Genomic DNA, 24,062 nt, shown 5'->3' with positions numbered 1-24,062 from the left:
TGTCTTCACTACAAAAACATGGAGAACCCCCATGAACTCGCAAACCCAAATCCATAACTTGATCGAAAACTATCGCCAGGCCGTCATCGCCAAAGACGTGGAAAAAGTCATGGCCCTGTACGCCGACGACATCGTCTCCTTCGACGCGGTCAAGGCCCTGCAATTCAAGGGCAAGGCTGCCTACCGCGCGCATTGGCAGGCATGCATGGAAATGTGCCCCGGCCCGCACATTTTCGAGTTCCACGAGATCGACATCGCGCCGTCGCAGGAGATCGCCTTCGCGCATTGGCTGGCCCAGTGCGGCGGCACCAATGAGAAGGGCGAAACCCAGTCCTGCTGGATGCGCGTTACACAGTGCTATCGGCAAGAAGCGGGGCTTTGGCAGATTGTGCATGAACACTGGTCGGCGCCGTTCGACATGACCAGCGGCGCCGCGCTGTTCGAGCTGAAACCCTGATCGTCGGGGCTTACTCGTCGGAGCTTACTCGTCGGAAAGTCCGCCAAAGCACCCAACAGCAGCCATAGTTGATCAGCCGATCACGGAGAGTCCCATGAAGTACCTATGCCTGGTTTATAGCAACGAACAGGCGTTGCACTCACTGCCCGACAGCCCCGAAGACGCCGAGTGCATGGCCTATGCCGAGTCGATCCAGGGCAGTGGCCGGATGATCGCCGCCGAGGCGCTGGAGTCGGTGCAGACCGCCACCACGGTGCGGATGCGCAACGGCAAGTTGTCGATCACCGACGGCCCGTTCGCCGAAACCAAGGAGCAGTTGGCCGGCTTCTACCTGATCGATGCCAAGGACCTTAACGAAGCCATCCAGGTCGCCGGCGACATCCCGGCGGCCCGGGTCGGCTGTGTCGAGGTGCGTCCCGTTCGCCAGTTGAATCCCTGAACAATCAAAAATAAACAGGAGAACTGCATGAGCCCGCAACCCTTTAAAAAACAGCCTGCCGAATTCGAGTTGTCGATCAGCCGTTTGATCGATGCGCCACGGCGCAAAATCTTCCGCGCCTGGACCGAGCCGGCCTTGCTCGCCCAGTGGTGGGGGCCCCACGGCATGACCACGCCGGAGTGCGAAATGGACCTGTGGGTCGGCGGGCAGTTTCGCACTCTGATGCGCGCCCCCGATGGCACGGAATACCCGACCATGGGCGTGTTCCTGGAGATCGTCGCGCCGGAACGGCTGGTGTTCACCGACGCGTTTATTCCTGGCTGGATTCCGTCGGGAAAACCGTTCATGAGTGCCGAAGTAACCCTCGAAGACCGGGACGGCAAAACTCTCTACACCGCCCGGGCCATGCATTGGAGCGAAGAGGATCGGCAAGCCCACGAGGCCATGGGGTTTCACGACGGTTGGGGACAGAGCCTGGATCGGTTGGTGACGCTGGTGACCGAAGGCATGCCGGACTGATGTCCGCCGAGTCGGTCAAGGCGCGGGTCGAGCAGGTCTACCGCGAAGACTCGCGGCGAATCCTTGCGACACTGATCCGTTTGCTCGGTGATTTCGACCTCGCCGAAGAGGCCTTGCACGAGGCGTTTTTCGTCGCGGTCGAGCGCTGGCAGCGTGACGGCGTGCCGGACAATCCGCGCACCTGGCTGGTCTCCACCGGGCGCTTCAAGGCGATTGATGTGTTACGGCGGCGCGCGCGTTTCAAGGCGTCGCGACCGTTGCTGATCGCGCAACTTGAAGAGCTGGAACAGGCCGACTGGAGTGGTGAAGACGTGGAAGACGATCGCTTGCGGCTGATCTTCACCTGCTGTCACCCGGCCCTCGCGGCGGACGCCCAAGTGCCGCTGACCCTGCGCGAAGTCTGCGACCTGACCACGGAAGAAATCGCTCGGGCCTTCCTCTCGGCGCCGGCCACCATCGCCCAGCGCATCGTGCGCGCGAAAGCGAAGATTCGTGACGCGAAAATCCCTTACCAAGTGCCGTCGCTGGCCGAATTGCCCGAGCGTCTCGACAGTGTATTGAGGGTGATTTACCTGGTGTTCAACGAAGGTTACTCGGCCTCCGTCGGCGCCGAACTGACCCGGGAAGAGCTGACCCGCGAAGCGATTCGTCTCGGGCGGTTGCTGGTGGAGTTGTTGCCCGAGCCTGAGGTGATGGGGTTGCTGGCGTTGATGCTGTTGCACGAATCGCGACGCCCGGCCCGGACCTCGGACACTGGCGAGTTGATCCTGCTGGACGAACAGGACCGTTCGCTGTGGGACGCCGGGATGATTGCCGAAGGTTGTGCGCTGGTGGAGCGCGAGCTGACCTTGCGGCGCTTCGGGCCTTACTGCCTGCAAGCGGCGATTGCGGCGGTGCATGCCGAAGCGCCGACGGCGGGGGAGACCGATTGGCCGCAGATTGTGGGGCTGTATGACTTGCTGCTGCGGGCGGTGCCGTCGCCGGTGATCGAACTGAACCGCGCGGTAGCGCTGGCCATGCGTGATGGGCCGTTGGCGGGGTTGACGGTGGTGGAGGATCTTCTGGCGCGGGGGGAGTTGCTGGATTACCACCTGGCGCATTCAGCGCGGGGGCAGTTTTGTCGGCAGTTGGGAAGGGTGGACGAGGCTAGGGCGGCGTATGAACGGGCGCTTGAGTTGACCCAGCAGGCGCCGGAGCGGCGGTTTATTGAGGGGCGGCTCAGGGAGCTGGAATGATGTGGTGGGGCTGCCGGCCTCTTCGCGGGCAAGCCTCGCTCCTACAGTATCCATTGTGATTCGACTCGAACCTGTAGGAGCGAGGCTTGCCCGCGAAGAGGCCATCAGGACCATCAATAAAAGGTCAGGCCTGCTGCCGAGTCACCGTCAACACAATCTCCCGAACACACACGTTCTACGGCTGCTGATACGCGCGGCTCTGCCGGCGTTGCGCGGGTTGCATGAGGTAGGGTCCCCCCGTAGCAGCTGTCGAGCACCGCGAGGCGGCGTTCGGCGGCGAAGCCGTCGTAAACCCTAAATATGCGGTCTACCTGACACACCGCGTCGCCTGATTTCACGACGGCTTCGCCGCCGAACGCAGCCTCGCGCAGCTCGACAGCTGCTACGGGGGCGCCGCTATTCCAACATCTTGCTCAACAACCAACTCCCCGCTGGCCCCGGCGGATGCAGCCTTGACCACAGCGCATCGACAAACAGTGGTTTCGGCCAGCCGCGCACGTCCAGTTCTACCAGCACCCCCGCGCCAAACCGGCCCACCAGCCAGCGCGGCAGCGGTGCCCAGCCGAATCCGCCCTGGGCCATTTCCAGCAGCATCAGGTAACTCGGCGCCGACCACACTCGACCCTTCGCGCGACTTTCATACGGATTGACGATGGTCGCCAAACGCAACTCCCGATGCTGTTGCAGCAGATCCTGATCGATCCCGTTCTGTGTCGCTAACGGGTGCGATTGAGAGACGAACAGCGCGATTTCCGTGTGCTCATCGACCGTAGAACTGACCAGATCCGGCGGATAGCTGTCCTGCATTTCGGCGAAGGCGACATTTGCCCGACCGCGTTGCACCAGCGCCACCAGGTCATCGCATTCGGCGATCAGGCATTCGAGCTCCAGGTCTGGATAGCGCTGCTCGAAAGCGCTGAGGGCCGCTTCGAAACGGTCGGACTGATAGGTGTCGGAAATCGCCACCGTCAGCTTCGCCTCGACCCCTTGGGACAATTGGCTGGCGGTCATTTCCAGGCGACTGGTGGCGGCGAGGATGTCCTCGGCCCGTTGCAGCATCACGTGCCCGGCCGGGGTCAGCGTGGGCTTGCGGCTGCTGCGGTCGAACAGGGTCAGGTTGAGGTCGATCTCCAGGCTCGCCACGGCGGCACTGATGGTCGACTGACTGCGCCCGAGTTTGCGCGCCGCTGCGGAAAACGAGCCTTGGGTCGCCGCCTGGACAAACGCCAGCAACACTTCGTGAGAGGCCATGAACTATCGCCTTGGTCGATGGTTATTGATTATGAAGTATCGGTGTGCTGACAGATCATGGCAACCACACTCACTCAGGGAGTCTGGCCATGAACGCCAACAAATCCATCACTGAACGTATTTTCCAGGCCATTGGTTTCGAACTGCTGGCCGTCGTGATCTGCACCCCGCTACTGGCCTGGGTCATGGACAAGCCGATGCTGGAAATGGGCGTCGCCACCATCGCCATCGCCGCGTTGGCGTTGGCCTGGAACGTGGTGTTCAACGGGTTTTTCGACCGCTTGCTCAAGCGTTTCGAGATCGTGCGCAATGCTTGGGTCCGGGTCGTGCACGCGCTGTTGTTTGAAGGCGGTTTGATCGTGATGGGCGTGCCGCTGATTGCCTGGTGGCTGAGCATCAGCCTGTGGCAGGCGTTCCTGCTGGACATCGGCGTGCTGCTGTTTTTCCTGCCGTACACCTATGTTTACCACTGGGGGTATGACGTGGTGCGGGAGCGGTTGGTCTTGCGCAGTTCTTGCCAAGGCTAATGACCTTGTAGCAGCTGTCGAGCACCGCGAGGCCGCGTTCGGCGGCGAAGCCGTCGTAAACCCTGAATACGCGGTCTACCTGACACACCGCATAGTCTGATTTCACGACGGCTTCGCCGCCGAACGCGGCCTCGCGGTGCTCGGCAGCTGCTACACGGGGCCCGTCGTCCCGCCACACAACTCACTCACAAACGCCAAAAACGCCCGCACCTTCGCCGCCGGTAAATGCCGCGACGGGTACAACGCATACAACGGAAATCGCTCGTCCGGCCAGTCCGGAAACAACTCCACCAATCGTCCTGCTGCCAGCGCCGGGGCAATCCCCAAATCCAAAACCTGGGCAATCGCCTCGCCACTTTCGCAAACGCTGTGCAACGTACCGACATCATTAACCAGCAACCGGCAATGCGGCTGCACATGCAGCACCGCGCGCCCCGGGCGATGAAACTCCCAGCCAAACGGCCGCGCCGTCTGCGGGTCGCGAAACTGCACGCACACATGCCGCTCATCTTCCATGTCCAGCGGCGCCAGCGGTCGGCCGTGACGCTTCAGATACGCCGGAGCGGCGAGGGTCAGCACGCGCACGTCCAACAACTTGCGTGCCACCAGCGACGAAGACTGCGGATGGCCGAAACGCACCGCCAGATCGAAGCCGTCCGCCACCATGTCGCCCAGTTGATCGCGGGTTTGCAGTTCCAGGTACAGCTCCGGATAACGCGCCATGAACTGCCCGAGCTTCGGTCCCAGAATCAGTCGCGAGAAATACGGGTCCATGTTCACCCGCAACCGACCGCGCACTTGCGTGGCGCTGGTCGAGGCCGAGTTGGCGGCTTCTTCCAGGCTGGCCAGCAGCGGCGCGATTTCGCCATGGAAGCGCCGACCTTCATCGGTGAGCGTGACCGTGCGGGTGGTGCGGTCGAACAGGCGGATGCCCAGGCGTTTCTCCAGTCGAGCGATGGCCCGGCTGACCCCGGATGGCGTCAGTTCCAGCACCTCGGCGGCCCGGACAAAACTGCCGCCATCGACCACCGCACTGAACACGCCCATGCCACTGGCGAGGCTGGCATCAAAGCTCATTGGTGACTCCCGATCATTTATGCAATGACATTCATGCTATCGGAGAATCTCAACGCTCGGCTCACTATTCTGCCCATCGCGACAACCGTCGCCATCCAGCAGGAGAACAGCTGATGTACGTAGTCATGGGGATTACCGGGAAAGTCGGCGGCGCGGTCGCCCGCACATTGCTGGCCGCCGGGCATAAGGTCCGCGCGGTGGTGCGCAGTGCCGATAAAGGTGCGGTGTGGGCGCAACAGGGGTGTGAACTGACGGTGGCCGATGTCGATGATCGCGACGCCATGGCCAAGGCGTTCACCGGTGTGGCCGGGGTGTTTGTGATGATGCCGTCGAATTTCGACCCGTCGCCGGGCTTCCCGGAAACCCGGCAAGTGGTGGAGAACATTCGCTCGGCGCTGGAGGCCGCTCAGCCAGGCAAAGTGGTGGGGCTGTCGACCATTGGCGCCCAGGCCTCGCAACCGAACCTGCTCAATCAATTGCGTTTGCTGGAGCTGGCGTTGGCCACGCTGGCGCTGCCGGTCACCCTGCTGCGCCCCGCCTGGTTTATGGAAAACGCGTTGTGGGATGTCGAGCACGCGGTTGGTTCGGGAACTGTTCCAAGCTTCCTGCAACCTCTGTATAAACCGGTGCCGATGATTGCCACCGCCGACGTCGGTCGCGTCGCCGCAGAGCTGTTACTGGAGGAGTGGAGCGGTCAGCGCATCATCGAACTGGAAGGCCCGCAACGGATTACGCCGCTGCAATTGGGCGCCGGTTTCAGCGAATTGCTCGGCAAACCGGTGCGCATGCAGGTTGTGCCTCGTGAGACGTGGCAGGGATTGTTTGAAAGTCAGGGGATGAAATATCCGCTGCCACGGATGCAGATGATCGACGGCTTCAACGAAGGCTGGATCGAGTTTGAAGGTGAGCCGCGCAAGGGCCGGATCGAGTTGTTGACCGTCCTCAAGCAACTGCTGACGAATTAACTTGTAGGAGCGAGGCTTGCCCGCGAAGGCGGTGTGTCAGTCAACCATTTCGTTGAGTGTAAAACCGCCTTCGCGGGCAAGCCTCGCTCCTACAAACGTCTGCTCAATCTTGGTGTGGCTTACAAAAACATCCCGCCCGACGCTTCGATGCGCTGGCCGTTGATCCACTGGCCACCCGGCGACAGCAGCAGCGCAATCGCGGCACCAATGTCATCCGGCTGACCGGTGCGACCCAGCGCCGTATTGCTCGCCACCATCTGATTCACCGCCGCGATATCCCGCACCGCACCGCCGCCGAAATCAGTCTCGATGGCGCCCGGCGCAAGTACGTTCACCGCAATCCCGCGCTCGCCAAGTTCCTTGGCCTGGTAGCGCGTCAGCACTTCCATCGCGCCTTTCATCGCCGCATAAGCGCCGTAACCCGGCAGGCTGAAACGCGCCAGACCACTGGACACATTGACGATGCGCCCGCCGTCATTCATCAGCGGCAGCAATTGCTGAGTCAGGAAAAACGGCCCTTTCAGATGGATATTCATCAGTAAATCGAACTGCGCCACGGTGGTGTCGACGAAGTTCGCGTGCACACCGACCCCGGCGTTGTTGATCAGGAAGTCGAAGCGCTGTTGATCGAAGTGGTTTTTCAGCACGTTCGCGACTTCGCCGCTGAACGCGGCAAAGCTTTCACTTTGGCCAACGTCGAGTTGCAGCATGGCGGCGCGGCCACCCAGGCTTTCGATTTCGGCGACCAGTGCCTGGGCTTCATCGGCGCGGCTGTTGTAGGTGCCGATGATGTCGATGCCTTGGGCGACCAGGTGCAGTGCGGCGCTTTTACCCAGGCCGCGGCTGGCGCCAGTGATCAATGCGATTTTACGGGTCATGGGATTTCCTCAAGCAGTGTGTGAGCGATGTGAGGAAGTTTATTTATCCGGCTCATGGTGATAAACAGAGGTAAATCGGAATCACTGGTCGGTTAAGTCGAACAATAGAAGGTCGCCCATGAACAAGCTGGAACTGCTGCGCACCTTTGTTCGCGTCAGCGAAATGTCGAGTTTTACTCTTGCTGGTGAGAGCTTGGGTTTGCCCAGGTCTACGGTGTCCGAGCATGTCCAGGCCCTGGAAACATTGCTCGGCACGCGTCTGCTGCAACGCACTACGCGCAAGGTTCAGGCGACTCAGGACGGCCTGGTGTTGTACGAGCGCAGCAAGGATTTGCTGTCGCACATGGATGAAATCGAAGGGTTGTTCAGGCAAGACGAAGCATCATTGGCCGGACGGATTCGCATCGACATGCCGAGCATCATGGCCCGACGTTTCGTCATGCCGCGCCTGCCGGAATTCATGGACAAGCATCCACATCTGGAACTGGAAATCAGCAGCACCGACCGCCGGGTTGATTTGCTCAGTGAGGGGTTTGATTGCGTGGTGCGGGTCGGGGCGCAGCCGGATCAGTCAGTGGTGGCGCGGCGGGTGTGCGACATTGCCGTGGTCAACTGCGCCAGTCCGGCATATCTGAAACGCTACGGCGTGCCGCGAAACCTCGAAGATTTGGCACAACATCGGCTGGTGCATTACGTCAACGTGCTGGGTGCGCGTTCGGAAGGTTTTGAGTACGAGGAGGAGGGCAAGCTGCACCGCGTGGCGATGGCTGGCTGCATTACGGTCAACAACTCCGACGGCTACGAATCGGCGTGCCTGGGCGGTTTCGGTCTGGTCCAGGCGCCATTGATGGGCATGCAGCCGTACTTGCTCAGCGGTGAACTGGTAGAGGTGTTGCCGCAACTGCGTGCGCCATCGATGGAGGTATCGATGCTGTACGCACGGCAACGGCATCTGCCCTTGCGAGTGCGGGCGTTCATGGATTGGGTGGAACACGTTATCCGCAGCACCCATTGACCCGTAGGAGCAAAGCTTGCTCGCGAAAGCGGTGTGTCAGTCAACAATTGCGTTGACTGTGAAACCGTCTTCGCGGGCAAGCCTCGCTCCTACAAAGGCATCGCTGTGGGGCACAGATTTAGCGTTCACCGAAAATCCTGTAGGAGCGAAGCTTGCTCGCGAAGGCGGTGTGTCAGGCAACAGTTGCGTTGACTGTGAAACCGCTTTCGCGGGCAAGCCTCGCTCCTACAAAGGGATCGCTGTGGAGCGCGGATTTTGGGTGCATCGAATACCAATGTGGGAGCGGGCTTGCTCGCGAAGGCGGTGGGTCAGTCAGCATTGAAGTTGACTGACACGGCCTCTTCGCGAGCAAGCCCGCTCCCACAGGGTGATGCGTCAGACGTGGAAGTAGCCCACGCACGAATCGAACGGCAGGCGCTTGAGTTCGATTTTGTTCAGGTCCAGCACTTCGCGCAGGGCTTTGGTTTCGCCCGGGAAGTTGCGGTAGGCGACTTCGTCCAGCACCACGACCGCGCCTTTTGGCATGTACGGCAGGAAGGTTTCCAGCGCGACTTTGGTCGATTCGTACAGGTCGGTGTCGAGGATCAGCATCGCCACTACCAGGTCCGGACGGGTCTTGACCCACTCCGGCACGGTCTTGACGATGTCGCCTTTCACCAGCTCGCAACGCGGGATGCGGTTGACCGGGCGCAGCAGGTCGTTGGCGTCGATCATGTCCTGGATCAGCGACTGGTCGGTGTCGGAGAACATGGTCTCGTTGACGTCCGCCGGGTCTTCTTTCTTGTCGATGCTCTGGAAGCCTTCGAACGTGTCGAAGCCAACGATCGAGCGGTTGATCGCGTACGGTTCCAGGATCATCGACAAGTGCATGTAGAGCATCAGCGAGTTGCCCTTGTACACGCCGCACTCGATGATCGCGCCCGGTACTTCGGCGACTTTCTTGAACAGTTCCATGCGCGACAGCGCGGCGGTCACGCCGATGCGGTTAGCGAAGACGAACGGCGCGTCGGCCACGTACTCGGCATCGACCCGTTTCAGAACGTTGGCACGGGTTTCGTTGTACTGGGCCTCGGCGGGCGTGATGCGACGCTTGGTCATTGCTGGATTCCTTGGAAATTCGAAAAGTCGTGGGCGTGGAAATAGTCTTTGAAACCGGCGCCGACGTCAGGGCACGCGCTGTCGACGTTGATCGCGCCGCGCTGATGCTTGAGGTCGTCGAGGTGCATCAGGCGGAAGTCCACGCTGAAGCGGGTCTGTTGCGTGTGGTTCGGCACAGTACCGTGCAGGTGCGAACCGGAGAAGATCAGCATGTCACCGGTGTTGCCGGCCACACGCACTTCGGAAGCGGTATTGATCGCTTCCAGCGGCACCGGGTGCACGCGGGCTTCCTCTTTGAGGTTTTCCTTGGCTTTGTGCCGCTGGTTGCTGATCCAGTCGTTGAGGCTCCATTCGCTGGACGTGTTCTTCACCGGCACGTCGAAGTAGCCGCCGTTGATCATCATGGTCTGGTCGGGGCTGATGGTGTGCACCGGCATCCAGGTGTTGATCTGGCAATCGACGCTGCCGTACCAGGTATCGCGATGGGGTTTGTAGGCGTAGCTGACGCCCGCGTGCAGGTACTCGTAGTTGGGCACTACGCGAATCCGCGGCACGTCGAAAATGTATTCGCGCGGGTCGACACCGATTTCATCGATGAACGCCAGGATCAATTCCTTGGCGCGCTGGCTGTTGGTGAACTGGCCCTTGAGGCGGGTCACCAGCACCACGAATTCTTCCACCGGCATCAAGGTGTGCAGGGCCTGGTGGTTGGTCTCGCCGTTGAAGGCGGCAGTGATGCTTTCCTGGGCAAACGCGCACAGCTCTTTGGCGGCACGCAGCTCAGTGTTCAAGAAGATGTCACCGGCGTAGATGGCTTCTTTGAAGTCAGCTTTTTTCTGAAGCTGATTGATGTACAGGTTCACGGTTCTCACTCCTGAATGCATCGAGTCTCTAAGGAATCGGCACCACGTTAGCAAACTGAAGTGCGATCCATCGCCTCGCAGGTCAATAAAGATGAAATTGGCAGAAATGGCGACGAAATGCGTTGTCCGGGCAAAAAAAATCCCGGCTCGGGAGATGAGCCGGGATGCTGGTCTTTGTAGGAGCGAAGCTTGCTCGCGAAGACGGTCACTCAGTCAATATTTGCGTTGAATGTTACGCCGCCTTCGCGGGCAAGCCTCGCTCCTACAGGTTCCGGGGTGGGTCAGAACAGTTTGGTGAACAACCAGTACAAGCTGCCCGACAACAGGATCGCCGCCGGCAAGGTCAACACCCACGCCATCAGCAGGTTGCGGATGGTCTTCATCTGCAAGCCGCCGCCATTGGCGACCATCGACCCGGCCACGCCTGAGGACAACACGTGGGTGGTCGATACCGGCAAACCGAACATGTCGGCGGCGCCGATGGTCAGCATGGCCACGGTTTCCGCCGACGCGCCTTGGGCATACGTCAGGTGAGTCTTGCCGATTTTTTCACCGACCGTCACCACGATGCGCTTCCAGCCGACCATGGTGCCCAGCCCCAGCGCGATGGCCACGGCGATCTTCACCCACAACGGAATGAAGCGCGTGGAGTTGTCGATCTGTTGCTTGAACAGTTGCAGTTTGCCGCTGGTGTCGGCGTCGAAGTTGCCGACCTTGTTCTTGTCCATCAGGCGGATCGTTTCGCTGGTCAGGTACATGTCGTTCCGCACGTTACCCACGGCCTCGGCCGGGACTTTCGACAGCGAACCGTAACCCTTGACCTCGGCGCCGATGCTGCCGGTCAGGGCGGCGAGGGCGGGGACCAGTTGTGGCGTGGCTTCCTTGCTGCGCACATAGTCGGAAAGGATCGGCCGCGGATCCGCCGGAGCCGGCAGCGGCGACGCTTTCACCAAGGCTTGCTGGGTGACTTCAGCCACGGCAGCGAACTGCAACGCCTGATCGGCTGGCATGGTGCGGTTCAGCGCATAGGCCATCGGCAAGGTGCCGACCAGGATCAACATGATCAGGCCCATGCCTTTCTGGCCGTCGTTGGAACCGTGGGCGAAGGACACGCCGGTGCAGGTCAGGATCAACAGGCCGCGAATCCACCACGGTGGCGGGGCATCGCCTTCCGGTGCCTTGTACAACGCGCGATTCTTGACGAAGGCGCGCAAGGCCAGCAGCAACAATGCGGCACAGCCAAAACCCACCAGCGGCGAGAGCAGCAACGCATAACCGATCTTGGTAGCCTGCGCCCAATCCACGCCGCTGGTGCCATCGCGGCCGTGCATCAAGGCGTTCGCCACACCGACGCCGATGATCGAACCGATCAAGGTGTGCGACGACGAGGCCGGCAAGCCCAGCCACCAGGTGCCGAGGTTCCACAGGATCGCGGCGATCAACAGGGCGAAGATCATGGCGAAACCGGCGGAGGAGCCGACTTGCAGAATCAGCTCCACCGGCAGCAACGCGATGATGCCGAACGCCACCGCGCCGCTGGACAGCAACACGCCGAGGAAGTTGAAGAACCCGGACCAGGCCACCGCAAAGTTCGGCGGCAGCGAGTTGGTGTAAATTACCGTGGCCACGGCGTTGGCGGTGTCGTGGAAACCGTTGACGAATTCAAAGCCGAGGGCGATCAACAGTGCCACGCCGAGCAGCAGAAACGGGGTCCAGGTGGTCACCACCGTGCCGAGTTCGTGCATGTCGTGCATCAGGCTGTAAGCGGTGAACAACAATCCGCTGGCCAATACCCCGAAGAAAACCACCAGGGTAAACAGGCCGGGTTTTTTGTTTAGCTGCGGTCTGGCGCTGCTGGCGGGCGCCTGGGCAGTCGTATAGGAAGGAGTAGCCATGCCGGACAATCCTGAGGAGGGAAGGAGTGTCGCCCATGATCGTTTCAAAATGTGACAGAGAGACTGCGGTGGGTCAGTGTTTAAGTATTTTGTGTAGCCACCCGTCCCGTAGGAGCGAGGCTTGCCCGCGAATGGAACGCCTCGGTCTATCTGAATGACCGCGTGATCGTTCTTCGCGGGCAAGCCTCGCTCCTACAGGGGAATGGGGGGGCTCAATAATCCTGGCGCTTACGAAACGCCCAACGCCCGGCCAGCACGGTAAATGTCGCCACCAGTGCCACCAGAATCCAGAACCCTTCCGGATCGCCCGCCAGCGGTATCCCACCCACGTTCATCCCGAAAAAACCGGCAATGATGTTGATCGGCAACGCCAGCACCGTGACCACGGTCAAGGTAAACAGCGTACGGTTACTTTGCTCGTTGAGGTTGGCGGCGATCTCTTCCTGCAACAGCTTGATCCGTTCACCGAGGGCCGTGAGGTCGTTGATGATCAGCGCAAACTCCTCGGTGGATTTGCGCAGCTCCTTGACGTCCTCCTTCTGCAACCATTGCGGCGGCCGGTTGAGCAAGCGCAGCAACGAGCCCGGCTCCAGCGCCAACAACCGTTGCAGGCGCACCAGCACCCGGCGATTGGCGCCCAGTTCGGCGCGGTTGGTCGACAATCGCGACGAGAGCAATTCGTCTTCGATCTGATCGACACTCTGGCTGGTCTTGCGCACGATCTGCGTCAGCACTTCGCCCTGATCGCGCAGCAGGTGCACCAGCAACTCCAGCGGCGAACGGAAGCACTCGCCAGCCTTCACCGACGAACGCAACTTGTCCACCGAGTGCAGCGGTTGCAGGCGCGCGCTGATGATCAACTTGCTGCGGGCACACACCCACAGCGTCGACACATCCGACGAGACCATGCTGCTGAGGTTGAACACCACATCGTTGACCACCGCCAGCAATGCCGAATCGACATGCTCGATACGCGTCGAACGCGAACCTTCGTGCAACGCCTCAAAAAATTCCTCGGGCAATTCCAGATGGCTTTTCATCCAGCGTTCGCACGCGGCGTGCGCCAGGTTCAGGTGCAGCCAGAGGAATTCATCGCTGTCCTCCGATTGCTGCAAACAGCGCAGCGCCTCGGCCGAATCAATCTCCCGACCGCGCTCACCGGGACGAAAACGGAAGCCGTAAAGCAGGCCGAACAAGTCAGTATCGCGATGGGTGTGATCGATGGCGTGGTTCATGAGGTCTCGCTGAGAGGGGCGTCCGGCCGTAGCGCCTGTAGCACCTGTAGCAGCTGTCGAGCAGCGCGAGGCTGCGTTCGGCGGCGAAGCCGTCGTGAAATCATGCATCGCGGTGCTTCAGGTAAACCGCGTGCTCAAATCTGACGACGGCTTCGCCGCCGAACGCAGCCTCGCGTTGCTCGACAGCTGCTACGGCAGGTACGGCGATTGCTACCGGGCATCATCGCAAGGTGTCTTGACGGTTTTGTGACAGTTGCGTGGCGACGCAAACGTGTGCGTTACCGATGGTCGGGATCGACTCAAGAACCGCTCTGGCACGCCGATGACGCAGGTGTTAGGTTGCTCGGCCCCGGCCACGAACCGGGACCGCAGACAGGGAAGTTTGGACGTCTTTCACGCCCAATCAGGCGTGCCTATTTCCTGTCGTGAGTATCATCCGATGCTGCAAAAATCCCTGAGAGCCCAAATCCTCGCGTTGTTGAGCGGCAGCCTGTTGGCGATGCTGCTGATCGCTTTGGCCTGCTTTCATTTCCTGTCCAGTGGCGTGCAAAACTACGCCAACCTGATCGACGGTCCGCTGCACACTTCGCAATTGATCGATGAAGCCAACCTGCAATTCAAGGTTCAGGTTCAGGAATGGAAAAACGTATTGCTTCGCGGCAAACAGCCAGCAGACCTGGATAAATACTGGAAGCAATTTCAGGATCGTCAAAGCGACGTACAGGGCATCCTCGGCGAACTGGCCAGCCAGAAAGGCCTGGATGGTCAGCTCAAGACCCGTATCGAACGCCTGCGTGACGAACACCGTCAGTTGGGCAGCGCTTACCAGAAAGGTCGCGATGCCTACGTCGCCGCCGGTGCCGATCCAACCGCCGGCGACACAGCGGTCAAAGGCGTGGACCGCGCCACCAGCGATCAGATGAGCGAACTGGTCGGCGAACTGCGCAAACAGGGTTCCGAACAGTCCGCGCTAATCAGCGCCAGTGCCGGGCGCACGGTGATGTTGGGGATTATCGTGATGCTCGCTTCCGGTCTGTTGATCGGCCTGTTGAGCCTGTGGCTGATCAACCGCAACCTGGTGGACCCGATCCGCAAACTGATCGACTACGTGGCACAACTGAGTCAGGGCAAATTTGCCGAGCGCGTCGCCAGCACCCGTCAAGACGAGTTGGGCAAACTGGCCATGGCCGCCAACACCTTGCGCGATTTCCTCGCCGAAACCTTCACCCGCTTGCAGCGCAGCGCCAAGGATCTGGACAGCGCCAGCGGCGAGTTGAACGCTATCGCCGGCCTGATGGCCAGCGGCACCAATGAGCAGTTCAGCCGCACCGATCAGGTGGCCACGGCAATGAACGAAATGTCCGCCACCGCCCAGGAAGTGGCGCGTCATGCCGCCGACGCGGCACGTGCCGCCGATGATGCTGATCAGTCGGCCCAGCAAGGCGAGAAGGTCATGCAGGGCACCATTCACACCATCACCCAGATGCGCGGCGAAATCGCCAATACCGCCACGGTCATCCGTCGTCTGGAAACCGACAGCGGCCGCATCGGCAAGGTGCTGGAAGTGATTCGCGGCATTGCCGAACAGACCAATTTGCTGGCGCTCAACGCAGCGATCGAAGCGGCCCGTGCCGGTGAAGCAGGGCGCGGTTTTGCCGTGGTGGCCGACGAAGTACGCAGCCTGGCCCAGCGCACGGCGGCATCGATCATCGAGATCAACCAGATCATCCAGACCGTGCAAACCGGTGCGGTGGACGCGGCTCAAGCCATCGAAAGCGGTCAGTCGCGTAGCGAAGAAAGCGTCGCGCAAGTGACCGAGGCCGGCGCCATGCTGGAGCGTATTACCCATGCCGTGGAAGCCATTCGTGACATGAACCGCCAGATTGCCACCGCCGCCGAAGAACAGACCTCGGTGGCCGAAGACATCTCACGCAACCTGACCGAGATCACCACGATAGCCAGCACCAACCTGGACAACGTTCAGCGCACCGAAGCGGCGAGCCACAACCTGCATGGCTTGTCGGGGCAGTTGAATGAAGTGACGGCGCGCCTCAGCGCATAACGGAAAGGCTTTGTATCGGTTCGCTTACCGAGCCGGTACACAGTCGATCTCAAGTGCGGCCAACCGATGTCGATGATGGACTTAACCTGAACCCACCTAGGATGAGTCCCATGGTCAGCATCACCTCTGTCACGATCAATCAAACCCTCTCGACGCCGACGAGCAAAACCTCGATCAGCGACGGCACCGAAGACACCACCTCCGCCACTGCCAGCACCACAGATTCCAGCGATACCACCAAGGCATCTGGTGGTGCTGCGCCCGCTGGTGGCGGTAGCAGTTCAAGCAGCAGTTCTGAATCCGACACGGTGAAAGAATTGCGCAAGCAGATCGCCGAGCTGCAAAAGCAATTGCAGGAGGAACAGCAGCAACTGCAAGCGGCCCAGGCCAAGCAGGAAAGCGCCGATGCGAAAGCGGCCTCTGTCGCGGCGGTTCAGTCGCAGATATCAGCCACGTCCGGCTCGTTGCAGACCGCCACGGCGGCGTTGTTGCAGGCGTTGCAGGATGAGGGTGGCAGCACGGCCGGGTCGGTGGTCAGTACGACGGCTTGATCGGCTGAAGACATAAAAAAACGCACAATCCGAAAATCGTGCGTTCTTTGAGTCATCGCAAAACCATGTGGGAGCGGTGATTATGTATCAAACCTGTAGGAGCGAAGCTTGCTCGCGAAAGCGGTGGGTCAGCTTGCATCGATGTCGGATGTGCCGCCGTCTTCGCGAGCAAGCTTTGCTCCTACAGGGATTGCGGTGTCCCGCAGGGGTTGTGGTGATCAGGTGTCTTGCTTGTTGCTCAGGACTTTGCCGGTGGCGGCATCGAAATCCACGTCCCATTCAATGCCTTGAGCGTCGCGCAGTTCGACTTCGTATTCGTAGCCGTTGAAGTGGTTGTCCAGATCGGTGTCGGTGATGGTCGCACCCGGATGCAGTTTCAGGGCAGCCTGGTTCAATTCTTCCAGAGGCTTGATCTTGCCGCTTTTGACCAGCTCAGGGATCTGGTCGACGCGTACATCGGCCTGGGCGATGCCAGCAGAGAGGGTCAGGGCAGCGGCGGTGAACAGGGCAGTCAGGGTTTTCATAAGCTTCTTTCCTTGGGTGATCTGTTTAAGTGAGCTCAGGTTATCCAGCGCAACTTAATTCACCCTTAAATTCAGCGGTGATCGCTAAAAGCATTCGCGAGCAGGCTCGCTCCCACAGGTCCAGCGCAATCCTGTGGGAGCGAGCCTGCTCGCGAAGAAGTCGACGCGGTGCCGCTATCGGCTACAGATCAGTAACCGTTGTTCTGCAGCAATTGCGCAACAGTCCCCGCCGCCGGACGTTTGTAGAACTTCAGCAGTTCGCTGGCGCGGTTGGTGAAGATGCCGTCGACGCCGGCGTCCATCACTTTCTGATAATCCACGGCATCGTCGATGGTGTAGACGTGCACCAGCATGCCCTGATCGTGGGTGTACTGGTTCATCCATGGCTTGACCAGGTCCGAGTAACTTTGATCGCCGCCCTTGGTCAGCGCCGCCGAGGGACCGGTGCCGATTGCGCCCTGGGACTTGGCGTACTCGACCCATTGCTGGAATTCGGCTTTGTCTTTCGGCTCTTGCTTGGCGTAGTAAGTGGCTTTGTCCTTGTCGCCGGATTCAGCGAAGGTCACTTTGGATTTCGGCTCGATACTGCCTTCACCGACCCACAACAACAGGATCTTCGGCACCTTCGGCATTTCTTTTTGCAGCAGTTCGAGGCTGCTCTTCTCGAAAGTTTGCAGCACGACTTTGCCTTTGCCCTGACCGACCGCCAGTTCGCTCTTCGCCAGTTTCGAACCGGCCGGGCTCAGCCAGCCACGATCCTGGAGTTTCTCCTTCAGGTCATGTTCGATGCCGGGGAATTGCTTCGGCTCTTTGGTTTCGATGTACAGGCCAGGCTTGTGCAGCGGATTGCTCTCGGCGATGTCGATGATTTCGTCGAGGGTCAGGATCTTCAAGCCAACGTAGGACGGACGCGCGCGATCCGGGTAAGCGGCGTTGAACCAGCTGCCGGCATCGAGGGTTTTCAGCTCGCCGATCGTGAACTGGTTGGCCGGGGCGTCTTTACGATCAGGGAACTTGGTGGCGACGTCGGTGGTGCGCTGCAGATTGTTGTCGTGCAGGGCGAACAGCACGCCATCCTTGCTGCGCTGCAAGTCCATTTCCAGGTAGTCGGCACCCAGATCGCGGGCCAGTTTGTAGGAGGCGGCGGTGGATTCCGGGGCATCGAACGACGCGCCACGGTGGGCAATGACCGCTGGATGCGGGATGCCTAAAGTGGTCGCCAGTGCGGTGGGGCTGGGCTGGCCGGCGGCCTGTGCCTGGCCGAGGCCGAGCAGCAGACTCAGCAGCAGGGCGCTCTTGGTGAAGGTAACAGGCATGGTCGAGGTCCTTTCGCAGAGGTTTTCAAAGACGTACCTTTTAACAACTGAGCGCTGCGAGCGCTATCGCGAGACCGACATAAACGTGTTTAAAGCGATTTTTTTCAGCGCTTTTGTGCGGTTCTTTGCAGTACTCTTGGCCCCGGCAGTTTCCCCGGCAGAGGGAAATCCCTTCGAAACCTTGCGTGTAAACCATCGATCACCGGTCCCTTTGCGACCTTTTGTGAGGTTTATCATGCGCATCACTTCCCAGCTCATCTGCCAGGCCGCCGACCAACTCAAAGGCTTCGTCGGCCTCAATCGCAAGACCGGCCACTACATCGTGCGTTTCAGCGAAGATTCGTTCGGCATGGACGTGGCCGATGACGGCATTATTCCTACCAGCGAATTCGTTTGGGCACCGGGGCCGGAGCAGGCGATGACGCTCAAGCGTGAGTTGATCCAGTTGTTGCTGGATCAGAATATTGATGACCGGATCAATGTGACTGAGCCGTTGCGGGTGTATATGAATCGGCGGGAAGTGCCGGAGATTTCGGCGGTTCGGAGTTTGGTTCAGGGTTGAGATTTGCGGTGATTGTGCTGGCCTCATCGCGAGCAAGCTCGCTCCCACAGGGGATTTGTGTCGTTCTCCGATCCCATGTGGGAGCGGGCTTGCTCGCGAAGGCGGCCTCAAAAACACCACATCACTTACCGCTTGAATTCATAAGCCCGCTCAACCCGACACACCCGCGTATGGCACTGCGCATACCACGTCGCCCGCCCACGCTCACGAATCTCACTGTGCTCGGGATGGTGCTTCCACGCCAGAATCGCCGCCTCACTGACCCAATACGACACGGTAATCCCCAACCCATCCTCACCCCGGGCCGATTCCACACCGAGGAATCCCGGTTGCTCGCGCGCCAGTTCCACCATGCGCCCGGCCGCCTCGGCGTAACCCTGATCTCCGTCGGTGCGCAGGGAGGTGAAGATCACCGCGTAGTAGTGAGGTGACGGCGTGTTGGCCATCATGATTTTTGCCTCGCGCAGGCTTCGACCAATGAGCGAACCAGCGGCGGCAACACGCCCTTGAGCGCGGCGCGTTCCGGTTGGAACAGGGTGGCGACAAAGAACGGATGACCTTTGAGTTCCACTGCGCGCAAATCGCCATTCGAATCGTGACCGACGGCGTTGAGTTGCTGGCTCAGCAGTGCCTGCTCGAACTCAGGATTCACGCCGTAGCGGCAGCGATAACCTTCGTGAATCTCGGACTTTTCATACGCCTTGGCGAGCAACGAGCCTTCAACCAGATGAATGCTGTCGACCGCTTCCACCAGCGAACATGTCAGCGGCGTGAGCAATGGCCGTGCGGCATCGGGAGAGGTCTCGCCATGTTCTGCATCGGCCCAGCCCAGAACGTTGCGGGCATATTCCAGCACCGCGTGTTGAAAACCGCCGCAGGTGCCGAGGAAAGGTCGTTTTTGTTCGCGGGCAAAGCGGATCGCCTGTAATGCGCCGTCGGTATTGCGATACGGGCTGGCGGGCACGCACCAGAATCCGTCGAAGGTGTTGAATCGGGTCGCTGCGTTGATCTGGTCAGTGGCCAGCCATTGGAATTGCACATCTAGGCCCGAGTGCTCGGCGGCCATGCCGAGGGCGATGGGGATGGCTTGGTGAGCGGTGACTTGGGGGTCGTAGTCACCGATCAGGGCGATGCGGACAGCTGTGGTTTGCATGAATGTTCCCTGTGCTTGTTGATTCCTGGTGCTCACTATAGATTGGCGTTCACGCACTCAATATTGGCGTTAACCCAATTGATCAATGCACCAACGCACTATCGGCTGGACTACCCGGACCTCGTGCTGATCCTGGCCTTGGTCCGTGGCGGCTCTCTGGCCCGGGCTTCTCAGCTGTTGAAAGTCGATGTGTCGACGGTGTTCCGGGCCGTGCGCCGACTGGAAGCCGCTCTGGGGCAGCAATTGTTTGAAAAGAGCCGTGCCGGTTACTTGCCGACGACCTTGGCGCAATCCCTGGCCGAACAGGCTGAGCGCGCCGAACAGGCGCTGGACGCGGCGCGCGTCGGCGTGGAGCAGGGCGGTGAAGTGATCAGCGGAACGGTGCGCCTGACCTGCACCGATTCGGTCCTGCAAGGATTGCTGTTGCCGGCACTGGCGCAGTTCATGCCGTCGTATCCGGCGCTGACCATCGAGCTCAGCACCTCCAACGACTTCGCCAACCTCAGCCGTCGGGATGCCGACATTGCCCTGCGCCTGACCCGCACACCGCCCGAGCATCTGGTCGGGCGCTGCCTGGCGCAGGTTGCGTATCGGGTCTGCGGCAGTGCGGCTTATCTGAAAACCGTTGATGCCACAGATCTGGCAGCTCTGACCTGGATCGCCCCGGACGACTTCCTGCCCGATCACCCGACGATTGCGTGGCGTCGTCAGCAATGGCCCGGTGTAGTGCCGGGTTATCGCTGCAACAGCATGTTGTCGGTGACGGAGTTGGTGCGGGCGGGGCTGGGTGTGGCGGCGTTGCCCGACTTTCTGATCGGCGATGGTTTGCAGGCGTTGACCGGGCCGCTGCAAGGTTGCGACACGGCCCTTTGGCTGTTGACCCGCCCGGACTGTCGCGCCTTGCGCTCGGTAGTGACGTTGTTCGATGAGTTGGGCCAGGCGCTGCGCTTGCCTTAATTCGGCGCCTTGGGCTCTTCCTTGCGTACAAATTGTTGATGCATTTCCGAGGTCAGGTTTTCAATGCGCTCGGTCAGGGCCTTGGTCATTTCGGTGAGGCGAGTGTTCTGTTCCAGCAGTTCCAGCAACTGCGCGGTGTTATGCGCGGCCTGGGCCTGACGCTCACTGTTGGCGACGGCCAAGGCTTCACGGTGTTGTGCGTCGGCGTCGGATTGAGCCTTGTCCCGCGCGGCCTGGCGGGTCTGGGCTAGCAGGATCAACGGCGCGGCGTAGGCCGATTGCAGACTGAACGCCAGGTTGAGCAGGATGAACGGGTATAGGTCGAAGTGCGCCACGCCGAACAGGTTCAGGCAGACCCACAACACCACGATCAGGGTTTACGCCCCGAGAAACGTCGGCGTGCCGAAGAACCGCGCAAACGCCTCGGCGCGCAGGGCGAACTTGTCATTGCCGAAGGTCGGCGCGAGGTGAGCGTGCGGGCGGTGGAAGCGCAGGTGATCGACTGGGGCAGCGGCAGGTTTGGTGTCGGACTTGGTTGAATTCATGGTGCGCTCGGCGAGGATTTGGGACTTGGCGTCACTATAGTCCTGCACGGGCGTTCGTTAGCTGAATCGATGTTGAATGAGAGTCCGCCTTCGCGAGCAGAGGATCTATGAACAACACAAATCCCCTGTAGGAGCGAAGCTTGCTCGCGAATGAGGCAACACGGTCATTTGCCTGGCAAAAAACCCAATCCCCCTCTCAACCTCACCCCGGCGCCCGCTCATTAGCAAACATGCTCACCGCCTGCACCGCATTACTCGCCCCATCGCGAATCTGCAAAATCACCGTCCCTGCCTGATTCGCCAGCTCAACCCCCTCAGCCGCCCGATCCCGCGTGCCACCCATGCTCTTGATCGCTTGCCGGGTTTCACTCTGGATCAAGCCGATCATCGTCGAAATCTCCGCCGTGGAACCGCTGGTCCGCGCCGCCAGTTGCCGAACCTCATCCGCCACCACCGCAAACCCTCGTCCTTGTTCACCCGCCCGGGCCGCTTCGATGGCTGCGTTGAGCGCCAGCAGATTGGTCTGGTCAGCAATCGCCCTAATCGTATTGACGATGGCGGTGATCTGCTCGGAGCGCTCGCCGAGTTGGGCGATCAAGGTCGAAGACTCTTCGATATTGGCGGCGATTTCACGCATCTCGCTGGCCGCCTGCTGGATCACCTGCGTGCCTTGCTCCGCGACTTTTCGGGTCTCCACCGAAATGTGATAAGCCTCGGTGGCACTGCGGGCGTCCTGGGCATGTTGCTCGACCCTAGCGGTGACGTCCGAGGCGAATTTCACCACTTTGCACAAACGACCACCGGCGTCATACACCGGGTTGTAGTTGGCTTCGAGCCAGACCGTTTGCCCGCGTTTATCGACGCGCTCGAACTGCCCATTAAACAACTCGCCCTGATTGAGCCGGCGCCAGAAGTCCTGATACGCGCCGCTGTTGGCGAGCTCCGGGGTGCAGAAGATCCGATGATGTTTGCCCTTGAGCTCGGCCAGGCTGTAACCCATGCGGCTCAGGAAATTCTGATTAGCCGTGATGATGCTGCCGTCCAGATTGAACTCGATCACCGCCATGGCGCGGTCGACGGCCTGCAACTTCGCGTTGCATTCGCTTTCATGTTGCACCCGGGCCGTCACGTCCATGGCGTACTTCACTACTGACACCACCTGGCCCGAGGCATCCTTGACCGGGTTGTAACTGGCCTCCAGCCAGATCGGCTGCCCCTTGCTGTTGATCCGCTCGAAAGTGCCCGACTCGAATTGGCCGCTTTTCAGTCGCGACCACAGTTGGGCGTACTGGCTGCTGCGGGCGAATTCCGCAGTGCAGAATTGGCGATGATGCTTGCCCAGCACTTGATCGCGTTCATAGCCCAGGGTCTTGAGGAAGTTGTCGTTGGCGCGTAACACGACGCCGTCAAGATCGAACTCGATCACCGCCATGGAGCGATCAATCGCGTCCAAAAGGCCGGTTTGACTGGCAACAGTGTGCTGGAGTGCTTCAAGGGCGGATTTGTGGCGATTGAATAGCATGGTGGCAGCGCTCAACGAGAAGTGGGGAACAACCAAGGAGTCATCCCTATTCCTGCGCCTGCAGGCCGAAGACCAAGGCTGTCTTCGGCGTTGTCTGCTCAATGTCAGCGGTCCCTGGCTGACAGCTCGATACTTATACAAAACTTCATAAACTTGTACAAGAAGTCGATTTTATGACTGCTTGTACAAGTTTTCAGGCGGACATGCGCTTGGTTGAGCCGCCGCTTGAAGAGCCCGACGCCACACTGATCTTGTTGCGCCCGGTGTTTTTTGCAGTGTAGAGGGCTTTATCGGCGTCGTTGAGCCAGGCAATCGCATCGCTAAACACGGTTTGGTAGGTGGCCAGTCCAATGCTCAGCTTGATTCGCAGCTCGGGCACATGCGGGTGGCGATACTCATTGAGCACTTCGCGCAAGCGTTCCATGACTTCCCAGGCTTGATGCAACGACAGGTTGGGCAAGATCACGCAAAACTCGTCGCCGCCATAACGGCCGGCCAGATCAAGTTCACTCAGGTTGCGCCAGAGTTCAAAGCTCATTTGACGCAGCACCGTATCGCCGACGATATGCCCGTAGGTGTCGTTGATTGCCTTGAAGTGGTCGATGTCGATCAACGCAATCACCGACGCCACGTGGTTTTGCCGGCACTGCTGGAACTTGACGTGCAACAGGTCCTTCCACGCGCCGTGGTTGAGCAGGCCGGTCAAACTGTCGGTACGGCTCAAAGCACTCAGGGCGCGTTTGTGCTCGGAGAGTTTGAACGCCAGTCGATAACACACCATCCCCACCGCCAACGGGTAAATGGTCAGCGACGGTATGCAGGCCCAGACCTGGATCGGCGTGGCCGTCGGCGTAAACGCCGGGCCGAACACCAGCCAGGCAATGCCCACACCGACTATCTGCGCCAGGGCGCCCTGCAGAAACAACCTCGGGCCACCCGCCGCGACATTGTTCATCGTCATCATGGAAAGAATGGTGACGGTCACGATCGGGTTGAACTGAACGGCCGCAGCCCAGAAACCACCGCACAGCGAATCGCTGATGATGTTGCGACGTTCAGCTTGATAGGGATAGGGCGAGCGGGAAGCCACCTGATAAGCGAAATGCGGCCAGACGAATCCATTGAGCAGCATCAGGATCCAGACCCAGCCCGGCATGTTCAGCGGATACAGCGCAGCGGTCACACAGATACAGCCAATGCCCAGGCCGACAGTTCTGGGCATGTAGATGCGTCGGGCAAACGAAAGGCCCTTGCCGCGTTGGTTTTCCATAATTCCCTGCGCCAGTTTCATTCTGAAACACTTTGCCGTGTTTTATTCAGAGCTACCGTTCATCGGTAATGCGGCAGACATTGTCATTTATTCCAACAGGAATAATCAGTGTCCTTGGGAGCCATATTACGAGGGGCGCGGGCGTG

23 protein-coding genes and 3 pseudogenes are annotated in these 24,062 nt (G+C 60.2%); 11 read left to right on the top strand and 15 right to left on the bottom strand.

The annotated features are described in order from the left end of the window. Positions 1 to 31: 31 nt before the first annotated feature. The 4 genes from ACIOYV_RS21730 (at position 32) to ACIOYV_RS21715 (ending at position 2,650) form a co-directional block, all read left to right on the top strand. A complete protein-coding gene (locus ACIOYV_RS21730) occupies positions 32 to 457 on the top strand; it encodes a nuclear transport factor 2 family protein (protein WP_265040459.1) in 426 nt (141 codons plus the stop codon). 94 nt (positions 458 to 551) lie between these two features. Next, positions 552 to 896 (top strand): YciI family protein, encoded by a 345-nt coding sequence (locus ACIOYV_RS21725; RefSeq protein ID WP_054044847.1) that lies wholly within the window; start codon positions 552 to 554, stop codon positions 894 to 896. Between the two features lie 27 nt (positions 897 to 923). Next, positions 924 to 1,415, top strand: coding sequence for an SRPBCC family protein (locus ACIOYV_RS21720; RefSeq protein WP_163912667.1), 492 nt, complete (start codon positions 924 to 926; stop codon positions 1,413 to 1,415). Then, positions 1,415 to 2,650 carry an RNA polymerase sigma factor gene (locus ACIOYV_RS21715; protein WP_401326919.1) on the top strand — a complete coding sequence of 412 codons (1,236 nt, stop codon included), beginning with the start codon at positions 1,415 to 1,417 and terminating at the stop codon, positions 2,648 to 2,650. The genes ACIOYV_RS21720 and ACIOYV_RS21715 overlap by 1 nt, the downstream gene beginning before the upstream one ends. Positions 2,651 to 3,046: 396 nt before the next feature. Here ACIOYV_RS21715 and ACIOYV_RS21710 read toward each other — a convergent pair whose 3' ends face one another. Further along, positions 3,047 to 3,901 carry a LysR family transcriptional regulator gene (locus ACIOYV_RS21710; protein ID WP_401326917.1) on the bottom strand — a complete coding sequence of 285 codons (855 nt, stop codon included), beginning with the start codon at positions 3,899 to 3,901 and terminating at the stop codon, positions 3,047 to 3,049. 89 nt (positions 3,902 to 3,990) lie between these two features. Between ACIOYV_RS21710 and ACIOYV_RS21705 the strand changes: the two genes are divergently transcribed. Next, a complete protein-coding gene (locus ACIOYV_RS21705) occupies positions 3,991 to 4,428 on the top strand; it encodes a multidrug/biocide efflux PACE transporter (protein ID WP_054044836.1) in 438 nt (145 codons plus the stop codon). A gap of 150 nt (positions 4,429 to 4,578) precedes the next feature. Here the strand turns inward: ACIOYV_RS21705 and ACIOYV_RS21700 are convergent, their stop codons facing one another. Continuing rightward, positions 4,579 to 5,505 (bottom strand): LysR substrate-binding domain-containing protein, encoded by a 927-nt coding sequence (locus tag ACIOYV_RS21700; RefSeq protein WP_401326914.1) that lies wholly within the window; start codon positions 5,503 to 5,505, stop codon positions 4,579 to 4,581. 113 nt (positions 5,506 to 5,618) lie between these two features. Here ACIOYV_RS21700 and ACIOYV_RS21695 point away from each other — a divergent pair, with 113 nt between their 5' ends. After that, positions 5,619 to 6,470, top strand: a complete 852-nt coding sequence (locus tag ACIOYV_RS21695) for an NAD(P)H-binding protein (RefSeq protein WP_401326912.1) — start codon at positions 5,619 to 5,621, stop codon at positions 6,468 to 6,470. Between the two features lie 119 nt (positions 6,471 to 6,589). Here the strand turns inward: ACIOYV_RS21695 and ACIOYV_RS21690 are convergent, their stop codons facing one another. After that, positions 6,590 to 7,348 carry an SDR family NAD(P)-dependent oxidoreductase gene (locus ACIOYV_RS21690; protein ID WP_401326909.1) on the bottom strand — a complete coding sequence of 253 codons (759 nt, stop codon included), beginning with the start codon at positions 7,346 to 7,348 and terminating at the stop codon, positions 6,590 to 6,592. Between the two features lie 118 nt (positions 7,349 to 7,466). Here ACIOYV_RS21690 and ACIOYV_RS21685 point away from each other — a divergent pair, with 118 nt between their 5' ends. Continuing rightward, positions 7,467 to 8,363, top strand: a complete 897-nt coding sequence (locus ACIOYV_RS21685) for a LysR family transcriptional regulator (RefSeq protein WP_401326906.1) — start codon at positions 7,467 to 7,469, stop codon at positions 8,361 to 8,363. 375 nt (positions 8,364 to 8,738) lie between these two features. Here the strand turns inward: ACIOYV_RS21685 and ACIOYV_RS21680 are convergent, their stop codons facing one another. From ACIOYV_RS21680 to ACIOYV_RS21665, 4 genes are all read right to left on the bottom strand, one after another. Then, entirely contained in the window at positions 8,739 to 9,461 is a 723-nt protein-coding gene (locus tag ACIOYV_RS21680) for a TylF/MycF/NovP-related O-methyltransferase (RefSeq protein ID WP_054044827.1), read from the bottom strand. Continuing rightward, positions 9,458 to 10,324: a hypothetical protein gene (locus ACIOYV_RS21675; protein ID WP_163912684.1), complete on the bottom strand. Its 867-nt coding sequence runs from the start codon at positions 10,322 to 10,324 to the stop codon at positions 9,458 to 9,460. The genes ACIOYV_RS21680 and ACIOYV_RS21675 overlap by 4 nt, the downstream gene beginning before the upstream one ends. Before the next feature lie 281 nt (positions 10,325 to 10,605). Beyond that, on the bottom strand, positions 10,606 to 12,219 hold the full coding sequence (locus ACIOYV_RS21670) for an inorganic phosphate transporter (RefSeq protein WP_054044824.1): 1,614 nt from the start codon (positions 12,217 to 12,219) through the stop codon (positions 10,606 to 10,608). A 212-nt stretch (positions 12,220 to 12,431) separates the two neighbouring features. After that, positions 12,432 to 13,454: a transporter gene (locus ACIOYV_RS21665; protein WP_054044822.1), complete on the bottom strand. Its 1,023-nt coding sequence runs from the start codon at positions 13,452 to 13,454 to the stop codon at positions 12,432 to 12,434. 439 nt (positions 13,455 to 13,893) lie between these two features. Here ACIOYV_RS21665 and ACIOYV_RS21660 point away from each other — a divergent pair, with 439 nt between their 5' ends. Together ACIOYV_RS21660 and ACIOYV_RS21655 are read left to right on the top strand one after the other, a co-directional pair. After that, positions 13,894 to 15,516 (top strand): methyl-accepting chemotaxis protein, encoded by a 1,623-nt coding sequence (locus ACIOYV_RS21660; protein WP_401326899.1) that lies wholly within the window; start codon positions 13,894 to 13,896, stop codon positions 15,514 to 15,516. A gap of 110 nt (positions 15,517 to 15,626) precedes the next feature. Beyond that, the gene (locus ACIOYV_RS21655) at positions 15,627 to 16,067 is read left to right on the top strand and encodes a hypothetical protein (protein ID WP_163912690.1); all 441 of its coding nucleotides are present in this window, start codon (positions 15,627 to 15,629) and stop codon (positions 16,065 to 16,067) included. A gap of 218 nt (positions 16,068 to 16,285) precedes the next feature. Here ACIOYV_RS21655 and ACIOYV_RS21650 read toward each other — a convergent pair whose 3' ends face one another. Further along, a complete protein-coding gene (locus tag ACIOYV_RS21650; protein ID WP_401326896.1) occupies positions 16,286 to 16,591 on the bottom strand; it encodes a PepSY domain-containing protein in 306 nt (101 codons plus the stop codon). A gap of 188 nt (positions 16,592 to 16,779) precedes the next feature. Then, entirely contained in the window at positions 16,780 to 17,907 is a 1,128-nt protein-coding gene (locus ACIOYV_RS21645) for a glycerophosphodiester phosphodiesterase (protein WP_054044815.1), read from the bottom strand. A 235-nt stretch (positions 17,908 to 18,142) separates the two neighbouring features. On the opposite strand from ACIOYV_RS21645, the gene ACIOYV_RS21640 reads away from it, so the two are divergent. Next, on the top strand, positions 18,143 to 18,469 hold the full coding sequence (locus ACIOYV_RS21640) for a DUF2025 family protein (RefSeq protein WP_401326893.1): 327 nt from the start codon (positions 18,143 to 18,145) through the stop codon (positions 18,467 to 18,469). 125 nt (positions 18,470 to 18,594) lie between these two features. Here ACIOYV_RS21640 and ACIOYV_RS21635 read toward each other — a convergent pair whose 3' ends face one another. After that, positions 18,595 to 18,918, bottom strand: a complete 324-nt coding sequence (locus tag ACIOYV_RS21635) for an antibiotic biosynthesis monooxygenase family protein (protein ID WP_401326890.1) — start codon at positions 18,916 to 18,918, stop codon at positions 18,595 to 18,597. Then, complete coding sequence (locus ACIOYV_RS21630; RefSeq protein WP_401326887.1) at positions 18,915 to 19,622, bottom strand: CTP synthase; 708 nt, start codon at positions 19,620 to 19,622, stop codon at positions 18,915 to 18,917. Before ACIOYV_RS21630 ends, ACIOYV_RS21635 begins: the two co-directional genes overlap by 4 nt. A 15-nt stretch (positions 19,623 to 19,637) precedes the next feature. On the opposite strand from ACIOYV_RS21630, the gene ACIOYV_RS21625 reads away from it, so the two are divergent. Then, on the top strand, positions 19,638 to 20,579 hold the full coding sequence (locus tag ACIOYV_RS21625) for a LysR family transcriptional regulator (protein WP_401326884.1): 942 nt from the start codon (positions 19,638 to 19,640) through the stop codon (positions 20,577 to 20,579). Here the strand turns inward: ACIOYV_RS21625 and ACIOYV_RS21620 are convergent. The 4 genes and pseudogenes from ACIOYV_RS21620 to ACIOYV_RS21605 all read right to left on the bottom strand — a co-directional run bounded on the left by ACIOYV_RS21620 (position 20,576) and on the right by ACIOYV_RS21605 (position 23,916). Then, positions 20,576 to 21,124: pseudogene (locus ACIOYV_RS21620) on the bottom strand (DUF1003 domain-containing protein). The gene ACIOYV_RS21625 and the pseudogene ACIOYV_RS21620 sit on opposite strands and share 4 nt — an antisense overlap. A 202-nt stretch (positions 21,125 to 21,326) precedes the next feature. Further along, positions 21,327 to 21,764, bottom strand: a pseudogene (locus ACIOYV_RS21615) (methyl-accepting chemotaxis protein); the annotation flags it as partial. A 114-nt stretch (positions 21,765 to 21,878) separates the two neighbouring features. Next, positions 21,879 to 22,556: pseudogene (locus tag ACIOYV_RS21610) on the bottom strand (PAS domain-containing protein); the annotation flags it as partial. Between the two features lie 283 nt (positions 22,557 to 22,839). Next, the gene (locus tag ACIOYV_RS21605) at positions 22,840 to 23,916 is read right to left on the bottom strand and encodes a diguanylate cyclase (RefSeq protein ID WP_401327024.1); all 1,077 of its coding nucleotides are present in this window, start codon (positions 23,914 to 23,916) and stop codon (positions 22,840 to 22,842) included. Between the last annotated feature and the right edge of the window lie 146 nt (positions 23,917 to 24,062).

The sequence above is a fragment of the Pseudomonas sp. NPDC087342 genome (genome assembly GCF_044744265.1).
Lineage (GTDB): Bacteria > Pseudomonadota > Gammaproteobacteria > Pseudomonadales > Pseudomonadaceae > Aquipseudomonas > Aquipseudomonas nunensis.
Note: the sequence above shows the minus strand (reverse complement) of the source record. Positions and strands in the feature narration are given on the sequence as shown.